The sequence below is a fragment of the Pseudooceanicola nanhaiensis genome, assembly GCF_020171315.1.
Taxonomy (GTDB): domain Bacteria; phylum Pseudomonadota; class Alphaproteobacteria; order Rhodobacterales; family Rhodobacteraceae; genus Pseudooceanicola; species Pseudooceanicola nanhaiensis_A.
On the sequence record NZ_JAIUZP010000008.1, the window covers coordinates 284,016 to 306,625 of the forward strand.

The following is a 22,610-nucleotide window of genomic DNA, read 5'->3' on the forward strand; positions in this document are numbered from 1 at the left end:
CGGTGTCCAGCCCCATCGCCGGGGCAGCGTGTCAGAGGCCGCGCACCGCCACCGGATCGCCAAGCCCGTAGCCGTTGAACCGCGTGCCCGTGGCCAGCGAATAGGCGCCCATGCCCGAGAAGACGAGGTAGTCGCCCTCGGCGATGGTGGCGGGCAGCGGGGTCTCCCCCGGCAGCCGGTCGACGGAATCGCAGGTCGGGCCGAAGAGCACCCGCGGGCGCAGCGGTCCGGTCACCTCCGTCCCGTCGCGCAGAACGCGCAGACGATCGGTCGGGCCGATCTCGCGCAGCTCGCTGAGCCCGCCATAGACGCCGTCATTCAGGAAGACTGTCCCGTCGCGGCGCACCGCCTTGACCCGCGCGGCAATGGCGAAGGCATCGGCCACCATGGCCCGGCCCGGTTCGCAGACGAGCGTCGGGGCCGCCGGCCCGAAAGCCGCCCGCGTCGCGCGGCCGATCCGGTCAAAGATCGCCTCAAGATCAGGCGACAACCCATTGCGGTGGCTTGGGAAACCGCCTCCGACATTCAGCCGCTCCAGCGTCACGCCAGCGGCGCGGGCGACCCGGGCGGAGGCGTGGATATAGGCCTCCCATGCGGCGGCATCCTCGCATTGGGTGCCGGGGTGGAAGGTGATCGCGGGCCGGAAACCTGCGCGGGCCACGCGGCGCAGCAGCTCCGCCGCCTCCACCTCGCCCACACCGAACTTGGAGCCGAAGTCATAGGCCGCGCCCTTCACCGGCAACGCCAGCCGGACCGAGACCTCGATCCCCGCAAGCGGCGCCAGCTTGGCCAGTTCCCCCGGATCGTCGACCGAGGCGGAGGAGATGCCATAGCCCGCCGCCTGCGCGACCTCGCCCCGGGACCGCACGGGGTTGTTGTAATGCAGCACGGCCTGTGGATCGGCGGCGCGGACGGCGGCCATTTCCGCAGGGCTCGCCACGTCGAAGGCCCGCAGACCCGCGCGCACCAGCGTGTCGAGGACGACAGGCGCCGGGTTCGCCTTCACCGCATAGGTGACGAGGCCCGGAAAGCCCGCGCGAAACCGCCGCGCGGTGGCCTCCAGCCGCTCCGCATCGAAGAAGAGCACCGCCTCATCCGGGCACTGCTGGCGCAGGTGGTCAGGGATTTCGGGACGCTCGATCAGGTCAAACATGGGCCTCTCCTGCAGGTTTTCTTTCAGTCTGCGGCACGGCACCGTCGATTTCCGCTGTCACTCCTGCTATTTTGACGGAAACTTTCGGCAGATTGACGGCATGACCAAACAGATTGACGAAACCGACCGCGCGTTGATCGCGCTGCTGTCCCGCGATGCGCGCAGCCCGGTGGCCACGCTGGCCCGGCGGCTGGACCTCGCCCGCTCCACCGTGCAGGCCCGTCTGGAGCGGCTGGAACGTGCGGGCGTGATCGCGGGCTATACCCTCAGGCTGGGGGCAGACGCCCGCCCCGCGATCCGCGCCACCGCCCTCCTCTCGGTCGAGGCGCACCGGCAGGCGGCGCTCGTCTCCACGCTGGAGGCGATCCCGGAGGTGGAGGTGGTGCACACGACCTCGGGCCGGTTCGACCTGATGATCCAGATCGGCGCGCCCACGACAGAGGCGCTGGACGCGGTGCTGGACCGGATCCATGCCGCCAAGGGGGTCAAGAGCTCGGAAAGCCTGATCCACCTGACCACGCGGATCGACCGCCGCCCGCTCTAACCCCTGTCCGACCTTTCCGTCGCGCGTCAAAATTCTTTGAAGAATTTTGAGCAGAATTTTCGAAAATTCTGCCTGCGCCCCGCCCCCGGACCGCAGGGCCCGCCCCCGGCCCGTCAGACGCCGCGGCGACGCTGCCACGCATCACGGCTTTTCCTCCGGGGCCGGACGGGGTATCTCCCCCTGCAAACGTAAAGATAACCTCACGATCTGGGGATCCTCCGATGCCGATGGAAAAGACCTTCAACTCCGCCGAAGCCGAACCGCGCCTCTATGAAAGCTGGGAAAGCTCCGGCGCCTTCAAGGCCGGTGCCAATGCCAAGCCGGGGGCCGAGACCTTCAGCATCATGATCCCGCCGCCCAACGTGACCGGCTCGCTCCACATGGGGCATGCCTTCAACAACACGCTGCAGGACATCCTCGTCCGCTGGCACCGGATGCAGGGCCATGACACCCTCTGGCAGCCCGGTCAGGACCACGCCGGTATCGCGACCCAGATGGTCGTCGAACGGGAACTCGCCAAGTCCCAGCAGCCCGGCCGCCGCGAGATGGGCCGCGAGGCCTTCCTCGAGAAGGTCTGGGAGTGGAAGGGCCAGTCCGGCGGCACGATCATCAACCAGCTGAAGCGCCTCGGCGCCTCCTGCGACTGGTCGCGCAACGCCTTCACCATGTCCGGCGCCCCCGGCGCCCCCGAGGGCGAGGACGGCAACTTCCACGATGCCGTGATCAAGGTCTTCGTGGACATGTACAACAAGGGCCTCATCTACCGCGGCAAGCGGCTGGTGAACTGGGACCCGCATTTCGAAACCGCGATTTCCGACCTCGAGGTCGAGAACATCGAGGTCGCGGGCCACATGTGGCACTTCAAGTACAAGCTGGCCGGCGGTGAGACCTACGAATACGTCGAGAAGGACGAGGACGGGAAGGTCGTCTTCCGCGAGACCCGCGACTATATCTCCATCGCCACCACCCGGCCCGAGACGATGCTGGGCGACGGTGCCGTGGCCGTGCACCCCTCCGACACGCGCTATGCGCCGATCGTCGGCAAGATGGTGCACCTGCCGCTCTGCGACCGCCTTATCCCCATCGTCGTGGACGAATACCCCGATCCCGAATTCGGCTCCGGCGCGGTGAAGATCACCGGCGCGCATGACTTCAACGACTATCAGGTCGCCAAGCGCTGCAATCTGCCGATGTACCGCCTGATGGACACCAAGGGCGCGATGCGCGCCGATGGCCTGTCCTACGAGGAGGCCGTGGCCCGCGCCCGCGAGATCGCCGCCGGCTCCGAGACCAACGAGCTGGAAGTCGACAGCCTGAACCTCGTCCCCGAGAAATACCGCGGCATGGACCGCGCCGAGGCCCGCAAGGCCGTGGTCGCGGACATCAACGCCGCAGGCCTCGCCGTGACGATCAAGGATGAAGACGGCGAGACGGATATTCCCTACGTCGAGTCCAAGCCGATCATGCAGCCTTTCGGCGACCGCTCGAAGGTGGTGATCGAGCCGATGCTGACCGACCAGTGGTTCGTCGACACCTCCAAGATCGTGGGCCCGGCGCTGGACGCGGTGCGCAACGGCACCACCCAGATCCTGCCCGAGCGTGACGCCAAGGTCTATTTCCACTGGCTGGAAAACATCGAGCCCTGGTGCATCTCGCGCCAGCTCTGGTGGGGCCACCAGATCCCCGTGTGGTACGGGCTCGACCTCGGCATCCGCAAGACCGTGGACGCAGAGGGCGACGGCGCCCTCGACCTCGTCGAGATGCTGGAGCTGCTGAACGAAGGCGGCATGCTGCATGCGGGCGACGTGATGCACTGCGCCTCCGACTTCGAGGCGGTCACCGCGGCCTTCCTGAAAGAAATCGCCGATACGCCCACGCCGATCTCCCACGCCCGCGTGGTGGAAGTGGCCGACAAGCACGAAGCGATCGAGACCCTCGCCCGCTGCCTCGCCGAATACACCGCCAGCCAGGACCCGACGAAGATCGTCTACCCGGTCTGGCGTGACCCGGACGTGCTCGACACCTGGTTCTCCTCCGGTCTCTGGCCGATCGGCACCCTCGGCTGGCCCGAGCAGACCGCGGAACTCGACAAGTACTTCCCCACCAGCGTGCTGGTGACCGGCTTCGACATCATCTTCTTCTGGGTCGCCCGGATGATGATGATGCAATACGCCGTGGTCGGCGACCGGCCCTTCGACACGGTGTACGTCCATGCCCTCGTCCGCGACGAGAAGGGCAAGAAGATGTCGAAATCTCTGGGTAACGTGCTCGACCCGCTGGAGCTGATCGACGAATACGGCGCGGACGCCGTGCGCTTCACCCTGACGGCCATGGCCGCCATGGGGCGTGACCTGAAACTCTCGACCCAGCGGATCGCGGGCTACCGCAACTTCGGCACCAAGATCTGGAACGCCGCCCGCTTTGCCGAGATGAACGGCGTCTACGAGCAGCCCGCGCCCGCAGGCGTCCCCGCGGCCACCGCCACGGTCAACAAGTGGATCCTCGGCGAAACCGCACGCGTGCGCGAAGAGGTCGACGCGGCGCTTGCCGCCTTCCGCTTCAACGACGCGGCCAATGCGCTCTATGCCTTCGTCTGGGGCAAGGTCTGCGACTGGTACGTGGAATTCTCCAAGCCGCTGCTGATGGACGATGCGCCCGAACGCGCGGAAACTCAGGCCGTCATGGGCTGGGTGCTGGACCAGTGCCTGGTCCTGCTGCACCCGATCATGCCCTTCATCACCGAAGAGCTCTGGGACAGCCTGCGCAACCGCGCCACGCCCCTCGTCCACACCGACTGGCCGACCTACACCGCCGCCGATCTCGCCGATGCCGAGGCCGACCGCGAAACCACCTGGGTCATCTCGCTGATCGAGAACGTCCGCTCGGCCCGTGCCCAGATGCATGTGCCCGCCGGGCTTCAAATCCCGATGGTCACCACCCAGATGGATGCCGCCTCCATGGCAGCCTGGAGCCGGAACGAGACGCTGATCAAGCGCCTCGCCCGGATCGACAGCCTGACCGAGGTCGCCGCCATGCCCAAGGGCACGATCGCGATCCCCGTGGAGGGCGCCACCTTCGGCCTGCCGCTCGCCGATGTCATCGACATCGCCGAGGAGAAGGCCCGGCTCGAAAAGACGCTCCAGAAGCTCGCCAAGGAGATCGGCGGCCTCGCCGGGCGCCTGAAGAACCCCAAGTTCGCCGAAAGCGCCCCGGCCGAGGTCGTGGAGGAAACCCGCGAGAACCTCGCCGCCCGCGAGGAGGAACAGGCCAAGCTCAACGAGGCCCTCGCCCGCCTTGCCGAACTCGGCTGATCCATTTTCGTTTCGAAAATATCCCGGGGGAGTCGCAAAGCGACGGGGGCAGCGCCCCCTCCCACCCCCGCCTGAAACGCCAACGGCCGGACACGCAAGTGCCCGGCCGTTTCTCTTTCCCGCAAACCTCGGACGTCGTGCCGGGACCAATGCCCCCACGCCTCGCGCCCTAGGGATCAATCGACGATGAAAATCTTCGCGCCCGTCTTGGTCGAGGAGCGGTGCGCCGCATCGCCAAAGTCCGAGACGTGGTAGCCCGTGCCCGCCTTCATGGTGAAGGTCCGGCCATCCTTCAGCTCGGTCTCGATCTCGCCCTCGATAACGTAAAGCACGTGGCCCTTGTCGCACCAGTGGTCCGCCAGGTAGCCCGGCGCATGTTCCACCACACGCACCCGCAGGTCGCCCGCCTTGAAGGTGCGCCAGCTGGTCGAGCCGGTCTCGCCGGGATGTTCGGTGGGGGCGATCTCGCTCCAGTCCACGAAGGTGAAGGGCATGTCGGGGAGTTTCATCTCGGTTCCTTTCGAGTCTGTCTTGGCGCGGACCCTGCGCCAGCCTCCCTGAAAGCACCAGCGCCGCGGACTGGAAAGCCCGCGGCGCTGTGTCATTCGCCTGCGATTTCAGCCGGTCCCGCCCGCTCTGCCCTATACGGGGCATAGGGCGAGGCAAAGGGCGATACCCAGGCCGCTTACTCCTCGAGCTCCGCCTCCGGGTCGCCCCGGCCGACGCCGCGGAAGATCATCTTGAAGGGCAGCGCCCAGACGATCCCCAGAAGGACGTAGACAAGGAATTCCACCCAGATCGGCGGACGTTCCAGCCAGTTCATGATCGTGACGGCCGCCACGATGTAGAGCGGCAGCCCGACCAGCAGGATCACCAGCGACCAGCGCCGCCGCGCCTTGTAGCCGAGCGCCATGGCCTCAGTCCTCGAAGGGGTCGGTGACGAGGATCGTGTCCTCGCGCTCGGGCGAGGTGGAGAGCAGCGCGACCGGGCAGTCGATCAGCTCTTCGACGCGACGGACGTACTTGATCGCATTGGCCGGCAGGTCGGCCCAGCTCCGCGCGCCCTCGGTCGACTCGCTCCAGCCTTCCATTTCCTCGTAGATCGGCGTGCAGCGCGCCTGTTGGTCCGAGGCGATCGGCAGGTAGTCCATGCGCTTGCCGTCCAGTTCGTAGCCGACGCAGATCTTCAGCGTCTCGAAGCCGTCGAGCACGTCGAGCTTGGTCAGCGCGATGCCGTTCACACCCGAGACCGCGCAGGTCTGCTTCACCAATGCCGCATCGAACCAGCCGCAACGGCGCTTGCGCCCGGTGACGGTGCCGAACTCGTGGCCACGGGTGCCGAGGCGCTCGCCGGTCTCGTCCTGCAGCTCGGTCGGGAACGGGCCTTCACCGACGCGGGTGGTATAGGCCTTCACGATGCCGAGCACGAAGTCGATCGAGCCCGGGCCGATGCCCACACCCGTGGCCGCCTGACCGGCGATCACGTTGGAGGAAGTCACGAAGGGATAGGTGCCGAAGTCGATGTCCAGCAGCGAGCCCTGTGCGCCCTCGAAGAGGATGCGTTTGCCGGCCTTGCGCTTCTCGGTCAGGACCTTCCAGACCGGGGCGGCGTATTGCAGGATCTCCGGCGCGATCTCGTTCAGCTTGGCGATGATCTCGTTGCGGTCGATCGCCTCCAGCCCGAGGCCCGCACGCAGCGCGTTGTGGTGCACGAGTGCGCGGTCAACGCGCAGCGCCAGCGTGGCCTCGTCGGCAAGATCCGCGACGCGGATCGCACGGCGGCCGACCTTGTCCTCGTAGGCCGGGCCAATACCGCGGCCGGTGGTGCCGATCTTGGCGACCGAGTTCTGGCTTTCCCGCGCGCGGTCCAACTCGCCGTGGAACGGCAGGATCAGCGGGGTGTTCTCGGCGATCATCAGCGTCTCGGGGCTGATCTCGACGCCCTGCGCCCGGATCTTCTCAATCTCGGAGACGAGGTGCCACGGGTCGAGCACGACACCGTTGCCGATCACCGACAGCTTGCCGCCACGCACCACGCCCGAGGGCAGCGCGTTCAGCTTGTAGACCTTCCCGTCGATCACGAGCGTATGGCCCGCGTTGTGCCCGCCCTGGAATCGGGCGATGACATCGGCCCGCTCCGAGAGCCAATCGACGATCTTGCCCTTTCCTTCATCGCCCCACTGGGCGCCCACGACGACAACGTTTGCCATGACGGACCTCTTGGCAGTTATGAAACCCGGCACTCTATAGCGAAGCCCGTCCCGCTCCGAAACCGGTTTCTTCGCCCTTTTGCCTGCGCCTCACGCAACCCGGCCACCCGTCCCCGGCCCCGGGACACCTGCCGGCGCGCCTCCGCCTGCCCGCGTCCTGACCCTGCGCGTCACGCTCCGCCCACCCAAAGCCACCACCCCCGGGGGACTTGCAAGGCGCAGCCGCGCAAGGGGGTCAGCGCCCCCCGACGCAGGGGCCGGAGGGACCCTGCACAGCCTCGTGCCTCCGCCCCGCCGGGGCGGAGACCGCTGGACAGGTCGCCCTTCCCGCCCACATAAAAGGAGCGCACCAGATACGGAGACGCCGATGCTGTTCCTCGCCCGCTGGGTCATGGCCTTCCTGCTGCTGGCCCTGACCTTCAACCCGACGCCCTGGAACTATATCACATGGGCGCGGACCGATGGCGGCGCGCAGCTTCCGCTGATCCTGCTGCTGGGGCTGCTGCTTCTGGTGGGCTACATCATCTACCTGCGCGCCACGCTGCGCTCGATCGGAGCGCTCGGCATGGGGCTGGTGCTGGCCATCGTCGCCGCGCTGATCTGGGTGCTGGTGGATTACGGCCTGCTCTCGCTCGACAATCCCGGCGTGAACACGTGGCTGGCCATTGTTGCGCTCTCCTTCGTGCTTGGCATCGGGCTCAGCTGGTCCCATGTGCGCCGCCGCCTTGCCGGACAGGCCGATGTGGACGACGTGGACGAGTGACCGGCCGCCTGCCCCTGCGTGAAGTGCGCGTTCCCTTCTACAGGCCCCACCGCAGGAACCCGCACGCAACCCGCAACGATCCGTTTTGCACCCCCTTTGCGTCGCTAAATGGGGTTGTGCCAAGCCGCGTGCTGGCCTAGATAGCCGGCTGATACGAAAAGGAAGGCCCGGGCATGGAAAACGTCGTCCTCATCATCCACCTGCTGCTGGCGCTCTCGCTGATCGGCGTGGTGCTGCTGCAACGCTCCGAAGGGGGCGGTCTCGGCATGGGTGGCGGCGGCGCGATGACCGGGCGGCAGGCCGCCACGGCGCTCAGCAAGATCACCTGGTTCCTCGCCATCGGCTTCATCATCACCTCGCTGGTGCTGACGATCGTCGCCGCCGAGAAATCCGCAGGCTCCTCGATCCTCGACCGTCTCGGCGTGGCCGCACCGGCCGCCGAGCAGAGCCAGACCGCGCCTGTTTCGCCGGACACCGGCGGCAGCCTCGTCCCGCCGCCGGCGGCTGACGACAACACGCTGGTGCCCTCGGCCAACTGAGCCGGGGCCCCGCCGCGGGGGCAGGTCCGCCCTGCCCGTCCGCCACGCGGCAAAACCGCCGCAGCCCGCCCCCGACCCATCGGCGCGGGCAACGGGGACAGCACCCCTGACGACATACAACAAGTTGAGGATCGCCCATAATCCTCAACAGCATCTTGCGTTTGGATTGCCAAAGGCCTCCGAATCTGATAGCGGTCAAATCCCGTGATGCTGCGGTCCCGAGGGGCCGTTTTGGGCATGAATTGGCGTTTCCGACGCTTTGAATGAGACTTCACGGGGGTTATCCGAGCATATGGCCAGATACATCTTCATCACGGGCGGCGTCGTGTCGTCCCTTGGCAAAGGTCTGGCCTCGGCGGCCCTTGGGGCGCTTCTGCAGGCGCGCGGCTTCTCGGTCCGCCTGCGCAAGCTGGATCCCTACCTGAACGTGGACCCGGGCACGATGTCGCCCTTCGAGCACGGCGAGGTCTTCGTGACCGACGACGGCGCCGAGACCGACCTCGACCTCGGCCATTACGAGCGCTTCACCGGCGTGGCCGCCCGCAAGACCGACAGCGTCTCCTCGGGCCGGATCTATTCCAACGTGCTCGAGAAGGAGCGCCGCGGCGATTACCTGGGCAAGACGATCCAGGTGATTCCCCACGTCACGAACGAGATCAAGGATTTCCTCGCCGTGGGCGAGGACGAGGTCGACTTCATGCTCTGCGAGATCGGCGGCACCGTCGGCGACATCGAGGGCCTGCCCTTCTTCGAGGCGATCCGCCAGTTCAGCCAGGACCGGCCCCGCGGTCAGTGCATCTTCATGCACCTGACCCTGCTGCCCTGGCTGGCGGCCTCCGGCGAGCTCAAGACCAAGCCGACCCAGCACTCGGTGAAGGAGCTGCGCTCCATCGGCCTGCAGCCGGACATCCTCGTCTGCCGCTCGGAGCACCCGATCCCCGACAAGGAGCGCGAGAAGATCGGCCTCTTCTGCAACGTGCGTGCGGATGCGGTGATCGCGGCCTACGACCTCAAGTCGATCTACGAGGCGCCGCTGGCCTACCACCGCGAGGGGCTGGACCAGGCCGTCCTGGATGCCTTCCAGATCTCGCCGGCGCCGCGCCCTGACCTCAGCGTCTGGGAAGACGTGTCGGACCGCCTCGTGCACACCGACGGCGAGGTGAACATCGCCATCGTCGGCAAGTACACGCAGCTGGAAGACGCCTACAAGTCGATCAAGGAGGCCCTGACCCACGGCGGCATGGCCAACCGGATCAAGGTCAACGTGGAATGGGTGGATGCCGAGGTCTTCGACCACGAAGACGCGGCCCCCCACCTTGAAGGCTACCACGCGATCCTCGTGCCCGGCGGCTTTGGCGAGCGCGGCACCGAGGGCAAGATCAAGGCGGCGCAATTCGCCCGCGAGCGCAAGATCCCCTACCTCGGGATCTGCCTCGGGATGCAGATGGCCGTGATCGAGGCGGCCCGGAACCTCGCCGGTCTTACCACCGCGGGCTCCGAGGAATTCGACCACGAGGCCGGCAAGAAGCGGTTCGAGCCGGTGGTTTACCACCTGAAGGAATGGGTGCAGGGCAACCACGCGGTGCAGCGCAAGGTCGACGACGACAAGGGCGGCACCATGCGTCTTGGCGCCTATACCGCGGCCCTGGCCGAAGGCTCCAAGGTGGCCGAGGTCTATGGCACCACGCAGATCGAGGAACGCCATCGTCACCGCTACGAGGTGGACATCAAGTACCGCGAGAAGCTGGAAGCCTGCGGGCTTCAGTTCTCGGGCATGTCGCCCGATGGCCGCCTGCCCGAGATCGTCGAGGTGAAGGACCACCCGTGGTTCATCGGCGTGCAGTTCCACCCGGAACTGAAATCGAAGCCCTTCGACCCGCATCCCCTGTTCCGCGACTTCGTGCGCGCGGCCAAGGAAGTCTCGCGGCTGGTGTGATCCCGCCCGGACCCGACCCGGACCCGGACCGAACATGACAAAGGGGAGCCTCGCGGCTCCCCTTTTGCATTCCCCCGACAGTCTTGGCTGCGTGGCAGCTCAGAACCGCATCCGCTGTGCGGCCAGTTCGTCGTAATGCTCCTGCGCCGCATCGAGGGCGCGCAGCATCTCGTCCGTCGAGCGCGAGATATAGAGCGGGTATTCGAACAGCATGCTGACCTTGAGGCGCGGGTTGATGATGATCGTCTTGCGGATCGTCGTCTCGACTTCCTCGTGCGGCAGGATCATCCCGAAGGTGCTGGTCAGCAGCCCGTCCGGATCGGACATGATCGGCACCCTGATCCGCTGACCGCCCCGGGCCGAGGCCTGGGCACACCAGTCGTTCAGCTCTGCCACGCTGTTGCGCGCAATGCCCACCACCTTGACGCCCGCACGCAGCAGGTCTTCCTGAAGCGCACCGAGGGAGATCAGTTCGCGCGTACAGGTGTCCGAGAAGGCCGCAGCGATCGAGAAGAAGATCGTCCAGTTGCCGCTCGCATAGGGGTGGAATGTCATCTTTCCGATGGTGGAGTCGGCGGAGAAGTTGGGGAAGTTCTCACCGATTCTCGGCGTCCATCGTGCCGAATTCGTATAGTCGGTCGGGACCTCGATCCAGGTGGCGGGCACCTTGGGCGGGTCTTTCTTCGGATTTCTCAGCATAACGCCTCAGATATTTATTATGTCACAGACGAACAGCTGTACTCGTACCGGTCGTTTGCCTGTGTCTATTGGGAGCACTGGGTGAGACTAGGAACAATATGTGTCGAAAGTGGGGCCTGTGGCGTTTCCGTAAACAATTTATCGACCGCGCCCAATTTTGTCCCAACGGCCGCCCGCCGGGCCTGTCCTCCGGCCGGAAACCCGGGCCGGTGAGCGGAAAAACTCCCGTCTAGACGGCCCCTTGCGGGTGCCCCCCTGCTCCCGCCGCGCAGGGTCCGAGGCATCATCTGCCTGTCACAAATCCATGGTCTAAGGCTCCCAAAGGCCCCCGTTTCGGCGTGGGGCCCGTATAGTTGCGCGAAGGAGCCCCCGATGTCCCCTGATGATCTCGATGCCGCCCAGGACTGGCTGGAAGCCGAACTGCAGGACGAGCTGGACGAGGATTACGAGATCGAGCTGGAGGATGCCGTCCTCTCGATGAAGATCCGCGAGATCTACCGCAAGGCCCATGGGCCCACGATCCCGCGGCCCGAGTATTTCCGCGCCCTGCTCCACCTTCAGGCCGAGCTGATCAAGCTGCAGGACTGGGTCATCGCCAACAACGAAAAGGTCGTGGTGATCTTCGAGGGCCGTGACAGCGCGGGCAAGGGCGGCGTGATCAAGCGGATCACCCAGCGTCTGAACCCGCGCGTGGTGCGCACCGTCGCCCTGCCCGCCCCGACCGAGCGCGAGAAATCCCAGTGGTATTTCCAGCGCTACGTGCCTCATCTGCCCGCGGGCGGCGAGATCGTCCTCTTCGACCGCTCGTGGTACAACCGCGCCGGGGTCGAGCGCGTCATGGGCTTTGCCGATGAGACGCAGGTGAAGGAGTTCTTCGACGACGTGCCGGAATTCGAGCGGATGCTGAAACGCTCCGGCATCCGGCTGATCAAGTACTGGTTCTCGATCACCGACGAAGAGCAGCAGATGCGCTTCCTCATGCGCATCCACGACCCGCTGAAGCAGTGGAAGCTGTCGCCGATGGACCTGCAAAGCCGCGTGAAGTGGGAGCAGTACACCAAGGCCAAGGAAGAGATGCTGGCCCGCACCAACATCCCCGAGGCGCCGTGGTACATCGTGCCCGGCAACGACAAGAAGCGCGCCCGGCTGAACTGCATCGACCACCTGCTGTCGTTGATCCCCTACGCGGAGGTCGACCACGAGGAGATCGCCCTGCCCGAGCGGGTGTTCAACCCGGCCTATGAGCGCGACGTGCTGCCGCCAGAGCTTTACGTGCCGTCGAAGTACTGATCCCCGGCACGCGCCTCAGAACGACAGAAGGCCCGGCAGATGCCGGGCCTTTCAGCAGCCGGGCCTTTCAGATGACGGGGCCGCGTGGGCCCCTGCGGGGCCGTCAGCCCTGAAAGAGCGGCAGCACGTGTTTGCGAAACAGGCTCGAGTCGCGCACGATGCAGCGGCGTTTGCCCGAGGCGCGATACTCCGCGATCATCGGGGCCACGAGCACCGGGTTGAAGCACCAGCGGCCCCGGCGGCCATTGCGCGCATCAGCCTGCTGGCCCGAAACCCACTGGCAGAAGCCCCGGCAGTCGCGCATCTGGCGCGAGGCATCGGGCAGGTAGAAGCCACAGTTCACCCGCTGGCAGATCGCATCGAGAAGCGCACAGGCTGCGCGGTCCTTCTCCGGCACGTCGTCGCGCGGGGTCATGTTGTATTTCAAAGGGTTGCCGTTCATGAACACGGTCAGCGCCGTGCCCAGATCCACGCCCTGATGCGCGAGGATGTCGCGCAGTTCGGGCAGGTTCTCTTCGGTCCAGGGCATTTGCCGGGCACGCCGGCAGTTTTCCACCACGGGATCGACCGCAGGCAGCGGCCGCGATGCGTCTTCAACCTCGCCATTGAGGTCGTGCATCAGCGACATTGTCGCGAGCATTTCACAGTACTCCGTTGTACCAATAGGTCTCAGATGCTGTCCTTCTTTCAGGGGACTTGGAAAATAATTCGGAAAAAATGTGGCATTTACTGGATCGGGCATGTTTTCTCCGTCCGGTGCTGAAAAACCCTTGAAAGACGGGGTTTTGCCTGCGGCCCTTGCTCACAAGTGCTTGTAGATGCGCACATCCCCGGCTTTCTGTGTTGGCGGCCTCCCGCACTCCGCTTATATCGGACCCATGTTCGGAGATTTCCTTGCCCGCCTGATCCAGCCCGAGCCGCCGCGCCTGCCGCAGGCGGAGGCCCGTCTTGCGCTGATTGCCCTGCTGGTCCGCGTCGCGCGCAGCGACAACCATTACGCGGGCGCCGAGCGGGACCGCATCTTTCGCATCGCGCAGAGCCGCTACGCGCTCGACGCCTCCGCCGCGGCCGCCCTGCTGGAAGAGGCCGAGACGCTGGAAGGTCAGGCCCCCGACACCGTCCGCTTCACCCGCGCGATCAAGGATGCCGTGCCCCTCGAAGAGCGCATCGGCGTGATCGAGGCGATGTGGGAGATCGTCATGGCGGACGGCAAACGCGACGAGGAAGAGAACGCGCTGATGCGCCTCGTGGCCTCGCTCCTCGGCATCACGGATCAGGACAGCAATGCCGCGCGTCTGCGCGTGACCCCGCGCTGATCCACCGCCCTCTAGGGATTACCCGGAAAATTCGAATTTTCCGGCCCGTTTTCTTCGAAGAAAACGGACAGTGCCGCTGTCGGAGGCACGATTGACGCTGCCTTGCGCGGCGTCATCCGCCCGTTTTCAGGGCATTTCCCTACGTCATGGGGCACATCATCGTTGATTATACCCCGGAATCGCGCCCTACTGGCCGCGTAACGGATCAATGACACCAGAAGAGGCCCCGTGAGCCACCAGCCCCCCGTGATCGAAATCCGGGATCTGCACAAAGCCTATGCCGATCTCGAAGTGCTCAAGGGTGTCACGATCACCGCGCGTCGCGGTGATGTCGTGTCCATGATCGGCTCTTCCGGTTCGGGCAAGTCGACCCTTCTGCGCTGTGCCAACCTGCTGGAGGACAGCCAGCAGGGCGAGATCCTCTTCAAGGGCGAGGCCGTGCACTGGCGCGGTTCCGGCCCCCATCGGCGCCCGGGCGACCCGAAACAGGTGCTCCGGATCCGGACAAATCTTTCCATGGTGTTCCAGCAGTTCAACCTCTGGTCCCACATGACGATCCTTCAGAACGTCATGGAGGCCCCCGTCACCGTGCAGGGCCGCGACCGGGCCGAGGTGGAGCAGAAGGCACGCCATTACCTTGCCAAGGTGGGCATCGGCGACAAGGCCGACGCCTGGCCGGCGCAGCTTTCGGGCGGCCAGCAGCAGCGGGCGGCGATTGCCCGCGCGCTCTGCATGGAGCCCGAGGCGCTGCTCTTCGACGAGCCCACTTCGGCGCTGGACCCGGAACTGGAACAGGAAGTGGTGAAGGTCATCAAGGATCTGGCCAACGAGGGCCGGACGATGATCCTCGTCACCCATGACATGCGGCTGGCAGCGGACGTGTCGGACCACGTCGTCTTCCTGCATCAGGGCCGCATCGAGGAGGAGGGTCCGCCCTCCGCCCTCTTCGGCGCGCCCAAGACGGCCCGCCTGCAGCAATTCCTCAGCGCGACGCAGAGCGCCTGAGGCAATCGGACCCAAGTCCAACACAAACGGGAGAAATTTCATGAAAACGCTGATCCAAGCCACGGCCATTCTGGCGCTCACCGCCGGCATGGGCATGGCTCAGACCGTGCGTCTGGGGACCGAGGGCGCCTACCCTCCGTACAACCTGATCAACGACGCGGGCGAGGTCGACGGCTTCGAACGCGAGCTGGGTGACGAGCTGTGCAAACGCGCCGAGCTGACCTGCGAGTGGGTCACCAACGACTGGGATTCGATCATTCCGAACCTCGTGTCGGGCAACTACGACGTGATCATGGCCGGCATGTCGATCACGCCCGAGCGGGACGAGGTCATCGACTTCACCCAGAACTACACCCCGCCCTCCTCCTCCTCCTACGTCGGCCTGTCTGATGACGTGGACATCACCGGCGGCGTGATCGCAGCCCAGACCGCCACCATCCAGGCCGCCCACGTGGCCGAGACCGGCGCGACCCTGCTGGAATTCGCAACGCCCGACGAAACCGTCGCGGCCGTGCGCAACGGCGAGGCCGACGCGGTGCTGGCCGACAAGGACTTCCTCGTGCCGATCGTGGCCGAGTCTGGCGGCGAGCTGACCTTCGTGGGCGATGACGTGCCGCTCGGCGGTGGCGTCGGCGCGGGCCTGCGCGAAAGCGACACCGAGCTGAAAGAGAAGCTCGACGCGGCCATCGGTTCCATGAAGGAAGACGGCACGCTCAACGCGATGATCACCAAGTGGTTCGGCGAAGACGCCCTGACCTACGAGTGATCCCGGCGGTTCTTCCGCTTTCCTGATCGGGGTGGCCGCGCCTCTGCGCGGCCGCTCCCTCCGGACCCAACCCGGATTTCACACAGATGTTCGACTACTGCGCCAATCCCGACACGCTGGAAGGGCTCCGCTGGTTCAGCTGCTACCTGACCACGGCCAAGCACATGATGTTCTACGAGAGCTTCCTCGTGGTCATCGGGCTGATGCTGATCACCGTGCCCTGCGCCATGGCCTTCGGCTTTGGCGGCGCGCTTGCCGCGCGCTCGCATGTGACGCCGCTGCGCTGGATCGGCAAGGGCTATGCCGCCATGGTGCGCGGCGTGCCGGACATCGCCTTCTTCCTCTTCGTGCCGCTCGCCCTCGATCAGGGGCTGGAATGGATGCGGCACAAGGTGAAATGCCCCGACTGGGATCAGCCGATCCGGCAGGGCAACGATTTCGTGGTCTGTGCGCAGGCCAAGCTGCCGCTCGGCTCGGCCCCGCAATGGCAGCATGAGACCTATGGCATCATCCTCGCCGTCGCGGCCTTTGCCTTCGTCTTCGGCGCCTTCGCGGCCCATGTCCTGTCGGGCGCGATGAACGCGGTGCCCAAGGCGCAGCTGGAAACCGCCGAGGCCTATGGCATGACCAAGGGCCAGATCACCCGCCGCATCCTGATCCCGCAGATGTGGGTCTATGCGCTGCCGGGCCTGTCGAACCTCTGGATGGTGCTGATCAAGGCGACGCCGCTGCTGTTCCTGCTGGGGGTTCAGGACATCGTCTACTGGGCGCGGGAACTGGGCGGCTCGAAGACCAGCGCCTATGCCTATCCGCACCCGGACTGGCGTCTTTATTACTTCCTCGCGCTGCTCGTCTTCTACCTCGGGCTGACGAAAGTGTCCGAGATCGGGCTGGCGCGGCTGAACCGCCGCCTGTCGCGGGGACAGGCCACACTGGCCGGTGAAGAACAGAGGAAGGCCCCGGCATGAGCTGCGCCCAGACCATCCACGACTACGCCCTGCGCTCCATCGGCATCGGCGAGCGCCTGCTGCCGCGCTCCGACTTCACGCTGTGCCAGCAGTTCACGCTGATCGGCTCCGGCCTGATCTGGAACATCTACTTCGCGGTCTGCGCCCTCGCGCTCGGCTTCTTCCTGTCGACCGGCGTGGCGCTTGCCCGCTCCGCCCCCTCGCCCTTCGTGCGCAAACCGGCGGAATGGTTCATCTTCGTCTTCCGGGGCAGCCCGCTCTTCATCCAGTTCTTCCTCTTCTACGAGGCGCTGACCCTGCTGCCCAAGGCGGGCATCGACCTGAACCTCGGCATCGTCGAGATCAACATGGCGACCCGCTGGCTGACCCGGGCGTGGGCGGGCGCGCTGATCGTGCTGTTCCTGAACACCTCCGCCTATGGCGGCGAGATCTTCTATGGCGCCCTGCGCTCGGTCCCCAAGGGCGACCTGGAGGCGGCGGATGCCTACGGCTTCTCGGGCTGGAAGAAGTTCCGCAAGATCACCTGGCCCACCATGCTGCGCCTCGCCTGGCCCGCCTATACGAACGAGGCGATCTTCCTCTTCCACGCCACGACGCTGGTCTACTTCAGCTCCTTCCCGGCGTGGCAGCAGAAGGGCGATGCGCTCTACTACGCGAGCTATTTCGCGGACAAGACCTTCAACCCCTTCATCCCCTACCCGATCCTCGCCTTCTATTTCATGATGCTGACGCTGGCGATCATCGGCACATTCGGCCTGATCAACAGGCGGTTGAACCGCCACCTGCCACAATCCTCCCGCAAGGGGTTACGCCCGCGGATGATGTTGGTAAGGTGATCCCATGCGTTTCGATCCCAAGGTAATGGCCGCGATGGGCTGCGTCTGGTGGCGCCGTCGCATGGGCCAATGGCAGGGCCGGACCCCGGGGGCCGGCGGCAAGGGCTTCTAAAGCCCTTCCGATCGCATGTTTTCTCGCAGGCGGGCCGGACGGGCATTGACCCCTTGTGCCTGATTGACGGGCCCCCACGGCCCCATTGCCAGATGAGAAAACCATGATCGACTTCGAAGGATTCCGGACTTTCCGTGTTGCCGCCGCCGACCTGAACGGCCAGATGCGGGGCAAGCGCGTCCCCCACGGACAATATGACAAGCTGAAGGACGGCACCGTGCGGATGCCGCTTTCCGTGCTCAACGTGGATGTCTGGGGCGCGGATATCGAGGACAGCCCGCTGGTCTTCGAAAGCGGCGACGCCGATGGCGTGCTTTATCCCACCGACCACGGCCCTGTGCCGATGCCCTGGCTGAACTCGCCCTCGGCTCTCGTGCCGATGTGGATGTTCCACGAGACCGGAGAGCCCTTCGAGGGCGACCCGCGCCATGCCCTCGCCCGGGTGCTGGAGCGCTACGCCGCCCGCGGCTGGGAGGTGCAGGCCGCCGTCGAGATGGAATTCTACCTCGTCAACGACACGCAGGACGGGCTGCTGCCGCCCACCAACCCGCTGACGGGCCGGCCGCTCTGGGGCAATGCGATCCTCTCGATCCGGCAGCTGGATGCCTTCGACGCCTACCTGACGGACCTCTACGAGGCCTGCGAGGCGATGGACATTCCCGCGGAATCCGCGATCTCGGAATCCGGTCTGGGCCAGTTCGAGATCAACCTGACCCACCGCTCGGCGCTTGCCGCAGCCGATGATGCCTGGCTCTTCAAGACGCTGGTGCGGGGCATGGCGCGCAAGCACGGCATGGCCGCGACCTTCATGGCGAAACCCTTCGAGGGCGACGCGGGCAACGGGATGCATGTGCATTTCTCGGTACTGGACAAGGCGGGCAACAACATCTTCGACAACGGCGGCCCCGAAGGCACCGACCTGCTGCGCCACGCGGTGCAGGGCTGCCTGAAGGGGATGCATCCCTCGACCCTGATCTTCGCACCGCACGGTTCTTCCTACGACCGGTTCGAACCCGGCGCCCATGCCCCCACCGGGGCCTGCTGGGCCTATGAGAACCGCACCGCCGCGATCCGCATTCCGGGCGGCCCGGCCAAGGCGCGCCGGATCGAACACCGCGTGCCCTGCGGCGACATCAACCCCTACCTGATGCTGGCCGTGATCCTCGGCGCGGCGCTGGTGGGGATCGAGGACGGGGAAAACCCGCCGCCGCCGATTTCGGGCAGCGCCTATGACCTCGACCTGCCGGGCCTTGCGCCCGATTGGGCCTCGGCCATCGACGCCTTCGAAACCGATCCGCTGATCGCGCGTATCTTCCCCGAGATGCTGATCCGCAACCTCGTTATGACCAAACGGCAGGAACTGCGGCGGCTCTCAGAGATGTCCCATGACGACTGGTGGCAGGTCTATCTCGAAACCGTCTGAGGCGCAGGTGCGGGTCTGCCCCTTTGCAGCCCCGCGCCGCCCCGGCGCCCCCTTGTGGCAGACCCGGCCCTCTCGTAGTCTGCCCCCATCAACCCAATTGGTGATCCATGAAAATCGGCATTCTGCAATGCGGCCACATCCCCGATGCACTTCGGGGAGAGCTGGAAGATTATGACCAGCTGTTCCTGACCCTCCTCGGCGACAAGGGCTTTGAATTCGAGGTCTTCCCCGTCGTCGACGGCGCCCCCATCCCGGCCCCGGATGCCTGCGACGGCTGGCTCATCACCGGCTCGCGCCACGGCGCCTACGAGGACCACGCCTGGATCCCGCCGCTCGAGGCGCTGATCCGCCAGATCCACGCCGAGGGCCGCCCCCTCGTCGGCATCTGCTTCGGCCACCAGATCATCGCGCAGGCCCTCGGCGGCAAGGTCGAGAAATTCGCCGGCGGCTGGTCCGTGGGCCGTCAGGTCTATACCATCGAGGGCGAGGATATCCCGCTCAACGCCTGGCACCAGGACCAGGTGACAGAGCTGCCCGCCGACGCCCGGGTCATCGGCTCCACCGATTTCTGCAAGTACGCGGCGCTTGCCTATGGCGATCACATCTACACCGTGCAGCCGCACCCCGAGTTCGGCGCCGATGTCATCGACGGGCTGATCCGCACCCGGGGCCGGGGCAATGTCCCCGATCCGCTGCTCGATGCCGCCGTGGCACAGCTCGACGCGCCGCTGGCGCGCACAAAGATGGCCGACCGCATGGCCGCTGTCCTGAAGGGAGAAAAGGCATGAAGACCCCCACCCCCAAGGCCCAGAAGATCGCTGAGGCCGAACGCAGCGCCCCCGTGGCGCCCCCCGTCGAACAGGCGGACTGGACGGCAGACCTGCCCGCGCCCGCGCGCGACTACCTCGTGGGGCGCCGCCTCGACGAGGTGGAATGCATCATCTCGGACCTGCCCGGCATCGCCCGCGGCAAGGCCGTGCCCGCGTCGAAATTCGCCCGGCAGAAGTATTTCCACCTGCCCAATTCGATCTTCTTCCAGACGATCACCGGCGACTGGTCCGATGCGGCGGGCGAAGAGGGTTTCGTCGAGCCCGACATGACGCTCAAGCCCGACATGTCCACCGCCACCGCCGCGCCCTGGACGGGCGACTGGACCCTGCAGGTGATCCACGATGCCTTCGACCGCAAGGGCAACCCGATCCCCTATGCGCCGCGCAACGTGCTGAAACGGGTCTGCAAGCTCTACGAGGATCAGGGCTGGAAACCGGTCGTCGCCCCCGAGATGGAATTCTACCTCGTGGCCCGCAACCTCGACCCGGCCAAGCCGATCGAGCCGATGATGGGCCGCTCGGGCCGGCCCGCCGCCGCGCGTCAGGCCTATTCCATGACCGCCGTCGATGAATTCGGCCCGGTGATCGACGACATCTACGACTTCGCCGAGGCCCAGGGCTTCGAGATCGACGGCATCACCCAGGAAGGCGGCGCCGGCCAGCTGGAGATCAACCTGCGCCACGGCAACCCGGTCAAGCTGGCGGACGAGGTCTTCTACTTCAAGCGCCTGATCCGCGAGGCCGCGCTGCGCCACGATTGCTTTGCCACCTTCATGGCCAAGCCGATCAAGGACGAGCCCGGCTCGGCCATGCACATCCACCATTCGGTGATGGACATCGAGACCGGCAAGAACATCTTCACCGGCCCGCAGGGCGGCGAGACGGATGCCTTCTACTACTTCATCGGTGGCCTGCAGGAGCACCTGCCCGCGGCGATCCCGCTGCTGGCACCCTACGTGAACTCCTACCGCCGCTACGTGAAGGACCACGCCGCCCCGATCAACCTCGAATGGGGCCGCGACAACCGCACCACGGGCATCCGGGTGCCGATCTCCGATCCCGCCGCGCGCCGGGTCGAGAACCGCGTGGCCGGCATGGACTGCAACCCCTACCTCGGCATCGCGGCCTCGCTCGCGGCGGGCTATCTCGGCCTGATGAACGAGGAACGGGCCGAGAAGCAGTTCCGCGGCGATGCCTACGAGGGCGAGGGCGACTTCCCCCGCACCCTTGGCGAGGCACTCGACGTCTTCGACGAGAACAACGCCCTGGCACAGGTCCTCGGCGAGGAGTTCTGCCGCGTCTATTCCATCGTGAAACGCACGGAATACGAGGAATTCCTCGGCGTGATCAGCCCGTGGGAACGCGAACACCTGCTGATGAACGTCTGATGAACCTGCTCGACGCGAACGACCGCCCCGGCACCTATCCCGGCAGCTGGTACGCCGCCACGGTGGACCCGCTGCCGCCCTTGCCCCCCCTGCGGGGCGAGGTGACGGCCGATGTCTGCATCGTCGGGGCGGGCTTCACCGGGCTCTCCGCCGCGCTGCACCTTGCGGAGGCCGGGCTGAAGGTCGTCCTGCTGGAGGCGCAGCGCGTGGGCTTCGGCGCCTCGGGGCGCAACGGCGGGCAGCTCGGCTCCGGCCAGCGGCAGGATCAGGAGGTGCTGGAAAAGATGCTGGGGCGCGACGATGCCGCGCTCTACTGGCGCCTCGGCGAAGAGGCCAAGGACCTCGTCCGCTCCCTCATGACGCGCCATGACATCGACGCCGCCTACCGCCCCGGCGTGGCCTGGACCGGCTTCTCCGACAGCGAAACGGCGCATCTGCACCACTACGCGGACTTCCTCGAAGACCGCTATGGCTACACCGAGGTCGAGAAACTCGACGCCGCCGCCTGCCATGCGCTCTGCCCCTCGCCGGCCTACAAGGGCGGCATCCTCGACATGGGCGCGGGCCACCTGCACCCGCTGCGCCTCGCCCTCGGCCTCGCGCGGGCCGCGATCGCCGCGGGCGTCACGATCCACGAGGAAACCCGCGTCACCGGCTTGACCGAGGGCCGCCCCGCCACGGTGCAGACCGCCCGGGGCAAGGTCACGGCGGAGCACGTGATCCTCGCCTGCAACGGCTACCTCGGCGGGCTGGAGCCCCGGGTGGCGACCCGCGTGATGCCGATCAACAACTTCGTCGCGGCGACCGAACCCCTCGGCTCCCGCACCGCAGAGGTCCTCACCCGCGATGTCGCCGTGGCGGATACGAAATTCGTGGTGAACTACTTCCGCCTCAGCGAGGACGGCCGCCTGCTCTTCGGCGGCGGCGAAAGCTACGGCTACCGCTTCCCCACGGACATCGCCGCCAAGGTCCGCAAGCCCATGCTGGAGATCTTCCCGCATCTGCAGGATGTGAAGATCACCCACGCCTGGGGCGGCACGCTGGCGATCACCATGAAGCGGCTGCCCCACCTCGCCCGCCTCGCCCCCAACATGCTCTCCGCCTCCGGCTACTCGGGCCACGGCGTCGGCACGGCGGTGCACTCCGGCCTCCTCGCCGCCAAGGCGATCCAGGGCGAGGCCGAAGGCTTCGACGCCATGTCCCGCCTGCCCACGCCGCGCTTCCCCGGCGGCCCCGCGATGCGCCACCCGCTCCTCATCCTCGCGATGACGTGGTTCTCCCTCCGCGACCGCCTCGGCATCTGACATCCGCTGTTCCGAAATATCCTCGGGGGGGGCCGCGCCAGCGGCGGGGGGCAGACAGCCCCCCTCTCCCCTCGAGGATCACGCCCCCTCACCCCGGAGTGCCCAAGAATTTTCGAAAATTCTTGGCAAAATTCTTCGAAGAATTTTGACCCCGCGCATTTGACCGGCCCTCCGGCGCGCACAGCCCCCTCCACGGGCGATGCCCCTGCGATCCAAC

General features: G+C 66.3%; 21 protein-coding genes. 15 read left to right on the forward strand and 6 right to left on the reverse strand.

Translation table 11 applies throughout. The annotated features are described in order from the left end of the window. Nucleotides 1–31 precede the first annotated feature (31 nt). A complete protein-coding gene (locus LCM32_RS15310; protein WP_224821949.1) occupies nt 32–1,153 on the reverse strand; it encodes a type III PLP-dependent enzyme in 1,122 nt (373 codons plus the stop codon). 100 nt (nt 1,154–1,253) lie between these two features. Here LCM32_RS15310 and LCM32_RS15315 point away from each other — a divergent pair, with 100 nt between their 5' ends. Together LCM32_RS15315 and LCM32_RS15320 are read left to right on the forward strand one after the other, a co-directional pair. Next, a complete protein-coding gene (locus tag LCM32_RS15315; protein ID WP_224821950.1) occupies nt 1,254–1,697 on the forward strand; it encodes an Lrp/AsnC family transcriptional regulator in 444 nt (147 codons plus the stop codon). A 221-nt stretch (nt 1,698–1,918) separates the two neighbouring features. Next, on the forward strand, nt 1,919–5,008 hold the full coding sequence (locus tag LCM32_RS15320; protein WP_224821951.1) for a valine--tRNA ligase: 3,090 nt from the start codon (nt 1,919–1,921) through the stop codon (nt 5,006–5,008). 176 nt (nt 5,009–5,184) lie between these two features. Here the strand turns inward: LCM32_RS15320 and LCM32_RS15325 are convergent, their stop codons facing one another. The 3 genes from LCM32_RS15325 to LCM32_RS15335 all read right to left on the reverse strand — a co-directional run bounded on the left by LCM32_RS15325 (nt 5,185) and on the right by LCM32_RS15335 (nt 7,218). Further along, a complete protein-coding gene (locus LCM32_RS15325; RefSeq protein WP_224821952.1) occupies nt 5,185–5,517 on the reverse strand; it encodes a DHCW motif cupin fold protein in 333 nt (110 codons plus the stop codon). A 176-nt stretch (nt 5,518–5,693) separates the two neighbouring features. Continuing rightward, on the reverse strand, nt 5,694–5,921 hold the full coding sequence (locus LCM32_RS15330) for a DUF2842 domain-containing protein (RefSeq protein ID WP_224821953.1): 228 nt from the start codon (nt 5,919–5,921) through the stop codon (nt 5,694–5,696). Between the two features lie 4 nt (nt 5,922–5,925). Next, entirely contained in the window at nt 5,926–7,218 is a 1,293-nt protein-coding gene (locus LCM32_RS15335) for an adenylosuccinate synthase (protein WP_224821954.1), read from the reverse strand. Nucleotides 7,219–7,585: 367 nt separating this feature from the next. Between LCM32_RS15335 and LCM32_RS15340 the strand changes: the two genes are divergently transcribed. The 3 genes from LCM32_RS15340 (at nt 7,586) to LCM32_RS15350 (ending at nt 10,456) form a co-directional block, all read left to right on the forward strand. Beyond that, the gene (locus tag LCM32_RS15340) at nt 7,586–7,981 is read left to right on the forward strand and encodes a DUF6524 family protein (RefSeq protein WP_224821955.1); all 396 of its coding nucleotides are present in this window, start codon (nt 7,586–7,588) and stop codon (nt 7,979–7,981) included. Nucleotides 7,982–8,154: 173 nt separating this feature from the next. Next, nucleotides 8,155–8,520 carry a preprotein translocase subunit SecG gene (secG, locus tag LCM32_RS15345; RefSeq protein ID WP_224821956.1) on the forward strand — a complete coding sequence of 122 codons (366 nt, stop codon included), beginning with the start codon at nt 8,155–8,157 and terminating at the stop codon, nt 8,518–8,520. Between the two features lie 292 nt (nt 8,521–8,812). Then, entirely contained in the window at nt 8,813–10,456 is a 1,644-nt protein-coding gene (locus LCM32_RS15350) for a CTP synthase (RefSeq protein ID WP_224821957.1), read from the forward strand. Nucleotides 10,457–10,555: 99 nt separating this feature from the next. Here the strand turns inward: LCM32_RS15350 and LCM32_RS15355 are convergent, their stop codons facing one another. After that, the gene (locus LCM32_RS15355; RefSeq protein ID WP_224821958.1) at nt 10,556–11,155 is read right to left on the reverse strand and encodes a redoxin domain-containing protein; all 600 of its coding nucleotides are present in this window, start codon (nt 11,153–11,155) and stop codon (nt 10,556–10,558) included. A 372-nt stretch (nt 11,156–11,527) separates the two neighbouring features. On the opposite strand from LCM32_RS15355, the gene ppk2 reads away from it, so the two are divergent. Continuing rightward, nucleotides 11,528–12,445: a polyphosphate kinase 2 gene (ppk2, locus tag LCM32_RS15360; protein WP_224821959.1), complete on the forward strand. Its 918-nt coding sequence runs from the start codon at nt 11,528–11,530 to the stop codon at nt 12,443–12,445. A gap of 103 nt (nt 12,446–12,548) precedes the next feature. On the opposite strand, the gene LCM32_RS15365 is transcribed toward ppk2, so the two are convergent. Then, entirely contained in the window at nt 12,549–13,085 is a 537-nt protein-coding gene (locus tag LCM32_RS15365; RefSeq protein WP_224821960.1) for a hypothetical protein, read from the reverse strand. A 238-nt stretch (nt 13,086–13,323) separates the two neighbouring features. On the opposite strand from LCM32_RS15365, the gene LCM32_RS15370 reads away from it, so the two are divergent. From LCM32_RS15370 to LCM32_RS15410, 9 genes are all read left to right on the forward strand, one after another. Beyond that, the gene (locus LCM32_RS15370; protein WP_224821961.1) at nt 13,324–13,761 is read left to right on the forward strand and encodes a TerB family tellurite resistance protein; all 438 of its coding nucleotides are present in this window, start codon (nt 13,324–13,326) and stop codon (nt 13,759–13,761) included. 228 nt (nt 13,762–13,989) lie between these two features. Further along, nucleotides 13,990–14,766, forward strand: a complete 777-nt coding sequence (locus LCM32_RS15375; protein WP_224821962.1) for an ABC transporter ATP-binding protein — start codon at nt 13,990–13,992, stop codon at nt 14,764–14,766. Nucleotides 14,767–14,806: 40 nt separating this feature from the next. Further along, a complete protein-coding gene (locus tag LCM32_RS15380) occupies nt 14,807–15,532 on the forward strand; it encodes a transporter substrate-binding domain-containing protein (RefSeq protein ID WP_224821963.1) in 726 nt (241 codons plus the stop codon). A gap of 86 nt (nt 15,533–15,618) precedes the next feature. Beyond that, complete coding sequence (locus LCM32_RS15385; RefSeq protein WP_224821964.1) at nt 15,619–16,500, forward strand: ABC transporter permease; 882 nt, start codon at nt 15,619–15,621, stop codon at nt 16,498–16,500. Beyond that, nucleotides 16,497–17,336, forward strand: a complete 840-nt coding sequence (locus LCM32_RS15390; protein WP_224821965.1) for an ABC transporter permease — start codon at nt 16,497–16,499, stop codon at nt 17,334–17,336. Before LCM32_RS15385 ends, LCM32_RS15390 begins: the two co-directional genes overlap by 4 nt. Nucleotides 17,337–17,554: 218 nt before the next feature. Beyond that, complete coding sequence (locus tag LCM32_RS15395) at nt 17,555–18,871, forward strand: glutamine synthetase family protein (RefSeq protein WP_412070692.1); 1,317 nt, start codon at nt 17,555–17,557, stop codon at nt 18,869–18,871. 107 nt (nt 18,872–18,978) lie between these two features. Further along, complete coding sequence (locus tag LCM32_RS15400) at nt 18,979–19,659, forward strand: type 1 glutamine amidotransferase (protein WP_224821967.1); 681 nt, start codon at nt 18,979–18,981, stop codon at nt 19,657–19,659. After that, complete coding sequence (locus LCM32_RS15405; RefSeq protein WP_224821968.1) at nt 19,656–21,089, forward strand: glutamine synthetase family protein; 1,434 nt, start codon at nt 19,656–19,658, stop codon at nt 21,087–21,089. The genes LCM32_RS15400 and LCM32_RS15405 overlap by 4 nt, the downstream gene beginning before the upstream one ends. Then, nucleotides 21,089–22,393, forward strand: a complete 1,305-nt coding sequence (locus LCM32_RS15410; RefSeq protein WP_224821969.1) for an NAD(P)/FAD-dependent oxidoreductase — start codon at nt 21,089–21,091, stop codon at nt 22,391–22,393. The genes LCM32_RS15405 and LCM32_RS15410 overlap by 1 nt, the downstream gene beginning before the upstream one ends. Nucleotides 22,394–22,610: the final 217 nt, after the last annotated feature.

Bases quoted from the DNA above. Each gene is read 5' to 3' on its own strand.
- LCM32_RS15310 (WP_224821949.1), bottom strand. From the start codon at position 1,153: ATGTTTGACCTGATCGAGCGTCCCGAAATCCCTGACCACCTGCGCCAG.
- LCM32_RS15315 (WP_224821950.1), top strand. From the start codon at position 1,254: ATGACCAAACAGATTGACGAAACCGACCGCGCGTTGATCGCGCTGCTG.
- LCM32_RS15320 (WP_224821951.1), top strand. From the start codon at position 1,919: ATGCCGATGGAAAAGACCTTCAACTCCGCCGAAGCCGAACCGCGCCTC.
- LCM32_RS15325 (WP_224821952.1), bottom strand. From the start codon at position 5,517: ATGAAACTCCCCGACATGCCCTTCACCTTCGTGGACTGGAGCGAGATC.
- LCM32_RS15330 (WP_224821953.1), bottom strand. From the start codon at position 5,921: ATGGCGCTCGGCTACAAGGCGCGGCGGCGCTGGTCGCTGGTGATCCTG.
- LCM32_RS15335 (WP_224821954.1), bottom strand. From the start codon at position 7,218: ATGGCAAACGTTGTCGTCGTGGGCGCCCAGTGGGGCGATGAAGGAAAG.
- LCM32_RS15340 (WP_224821955.1), top strand. From the start codon at position 7,586: ATGCTGTTCCTCGCCCGCTGGGTCATGGCCTTCCTGCTGCTGGCCCTG.
- secG (WP_224821956.1), top strand. From the start codon at position 8,155: ATGGAAAACGTCGTCCTCATCATCCACCTGCTGCTGGCGCTCTCGCTG.
- LCM32_RS15350 (WP_224821957.1), top strand. From the start codon at position 8,813: ATGGCCAGATACATCTTCATCACGGGCGGCGTCGTGTCGTCCCTTGGC.
- LCM32_RS15355 (WP_224821958.1), bottom strand. From the start codon at position 11,155: ATGCTGAGAAATCCGAAGAAAGACCCGCCCAAGGTGCCCGCCACCTGG.
- ppk2 (WP_224821959.1), top strand. From the start codon at position 11,528: ATGTCCCCTGATGATCTCGATGCCGCCCAGGACTGGCTGGAAGCCGAA.
- LCM32_RS15365 (WP_224821960.1), bottom strand. From the start codon at position 13,085: ATGCTCGCGACAATGTCGCTGATGCACGACCTCAATGGCGAGGTTGAA.
- LCM32_RS15370 (WP_224821961.1), top strand. From the start codon at position 13,324: ATGTTCGGAGATTTCCTTGCCCGCCTGATCCAGCCCGAGCCGCCGCGC.
- LCM32_RS15380 (WP_224821963.1), top strand. From the start codon at position 14,807: ATGAAAACGCTGATCCAAGCCACGGCCATTCTGGCGCTCACCGCCGGC.
- LCM32_RS15385 (WP_224821964.1), top strand. From the start codon at position 15,619: ATGTTCGACTACTGCGCCAATCCCGACACGCTGGAAGGGCTCCGCTGG.
- LCM32_RS15390 (WP_224821965.1), top strand. From the start codon at position 16,497: ATGAGCTGCGCCCAGACCATCCACGACTACGCCCTGCGCTCCATCGGC.
- LCM32_RS15400 (WP_224821967.1), top strand. From the start codon at position 18,979: ATGAAAATCGGCATTCTGCAATGCGGCCACATCCCCGATGCACTTCGG.
- LCM32_RS15405 (WP_224821968.1), top strand. From the start codon at position 19,656: ATGAAGACCCCCACCCCCAAGGCCCAGAAGATCGCTGAGGCCGAACGC.
- LCM32_RS15410 (WP_224821969.1), top strand. From the start codon at position 21,089: ATGAACCTGCTCGACGCGAACGACCGCCCCGGCACCTATCCCGGCAGC.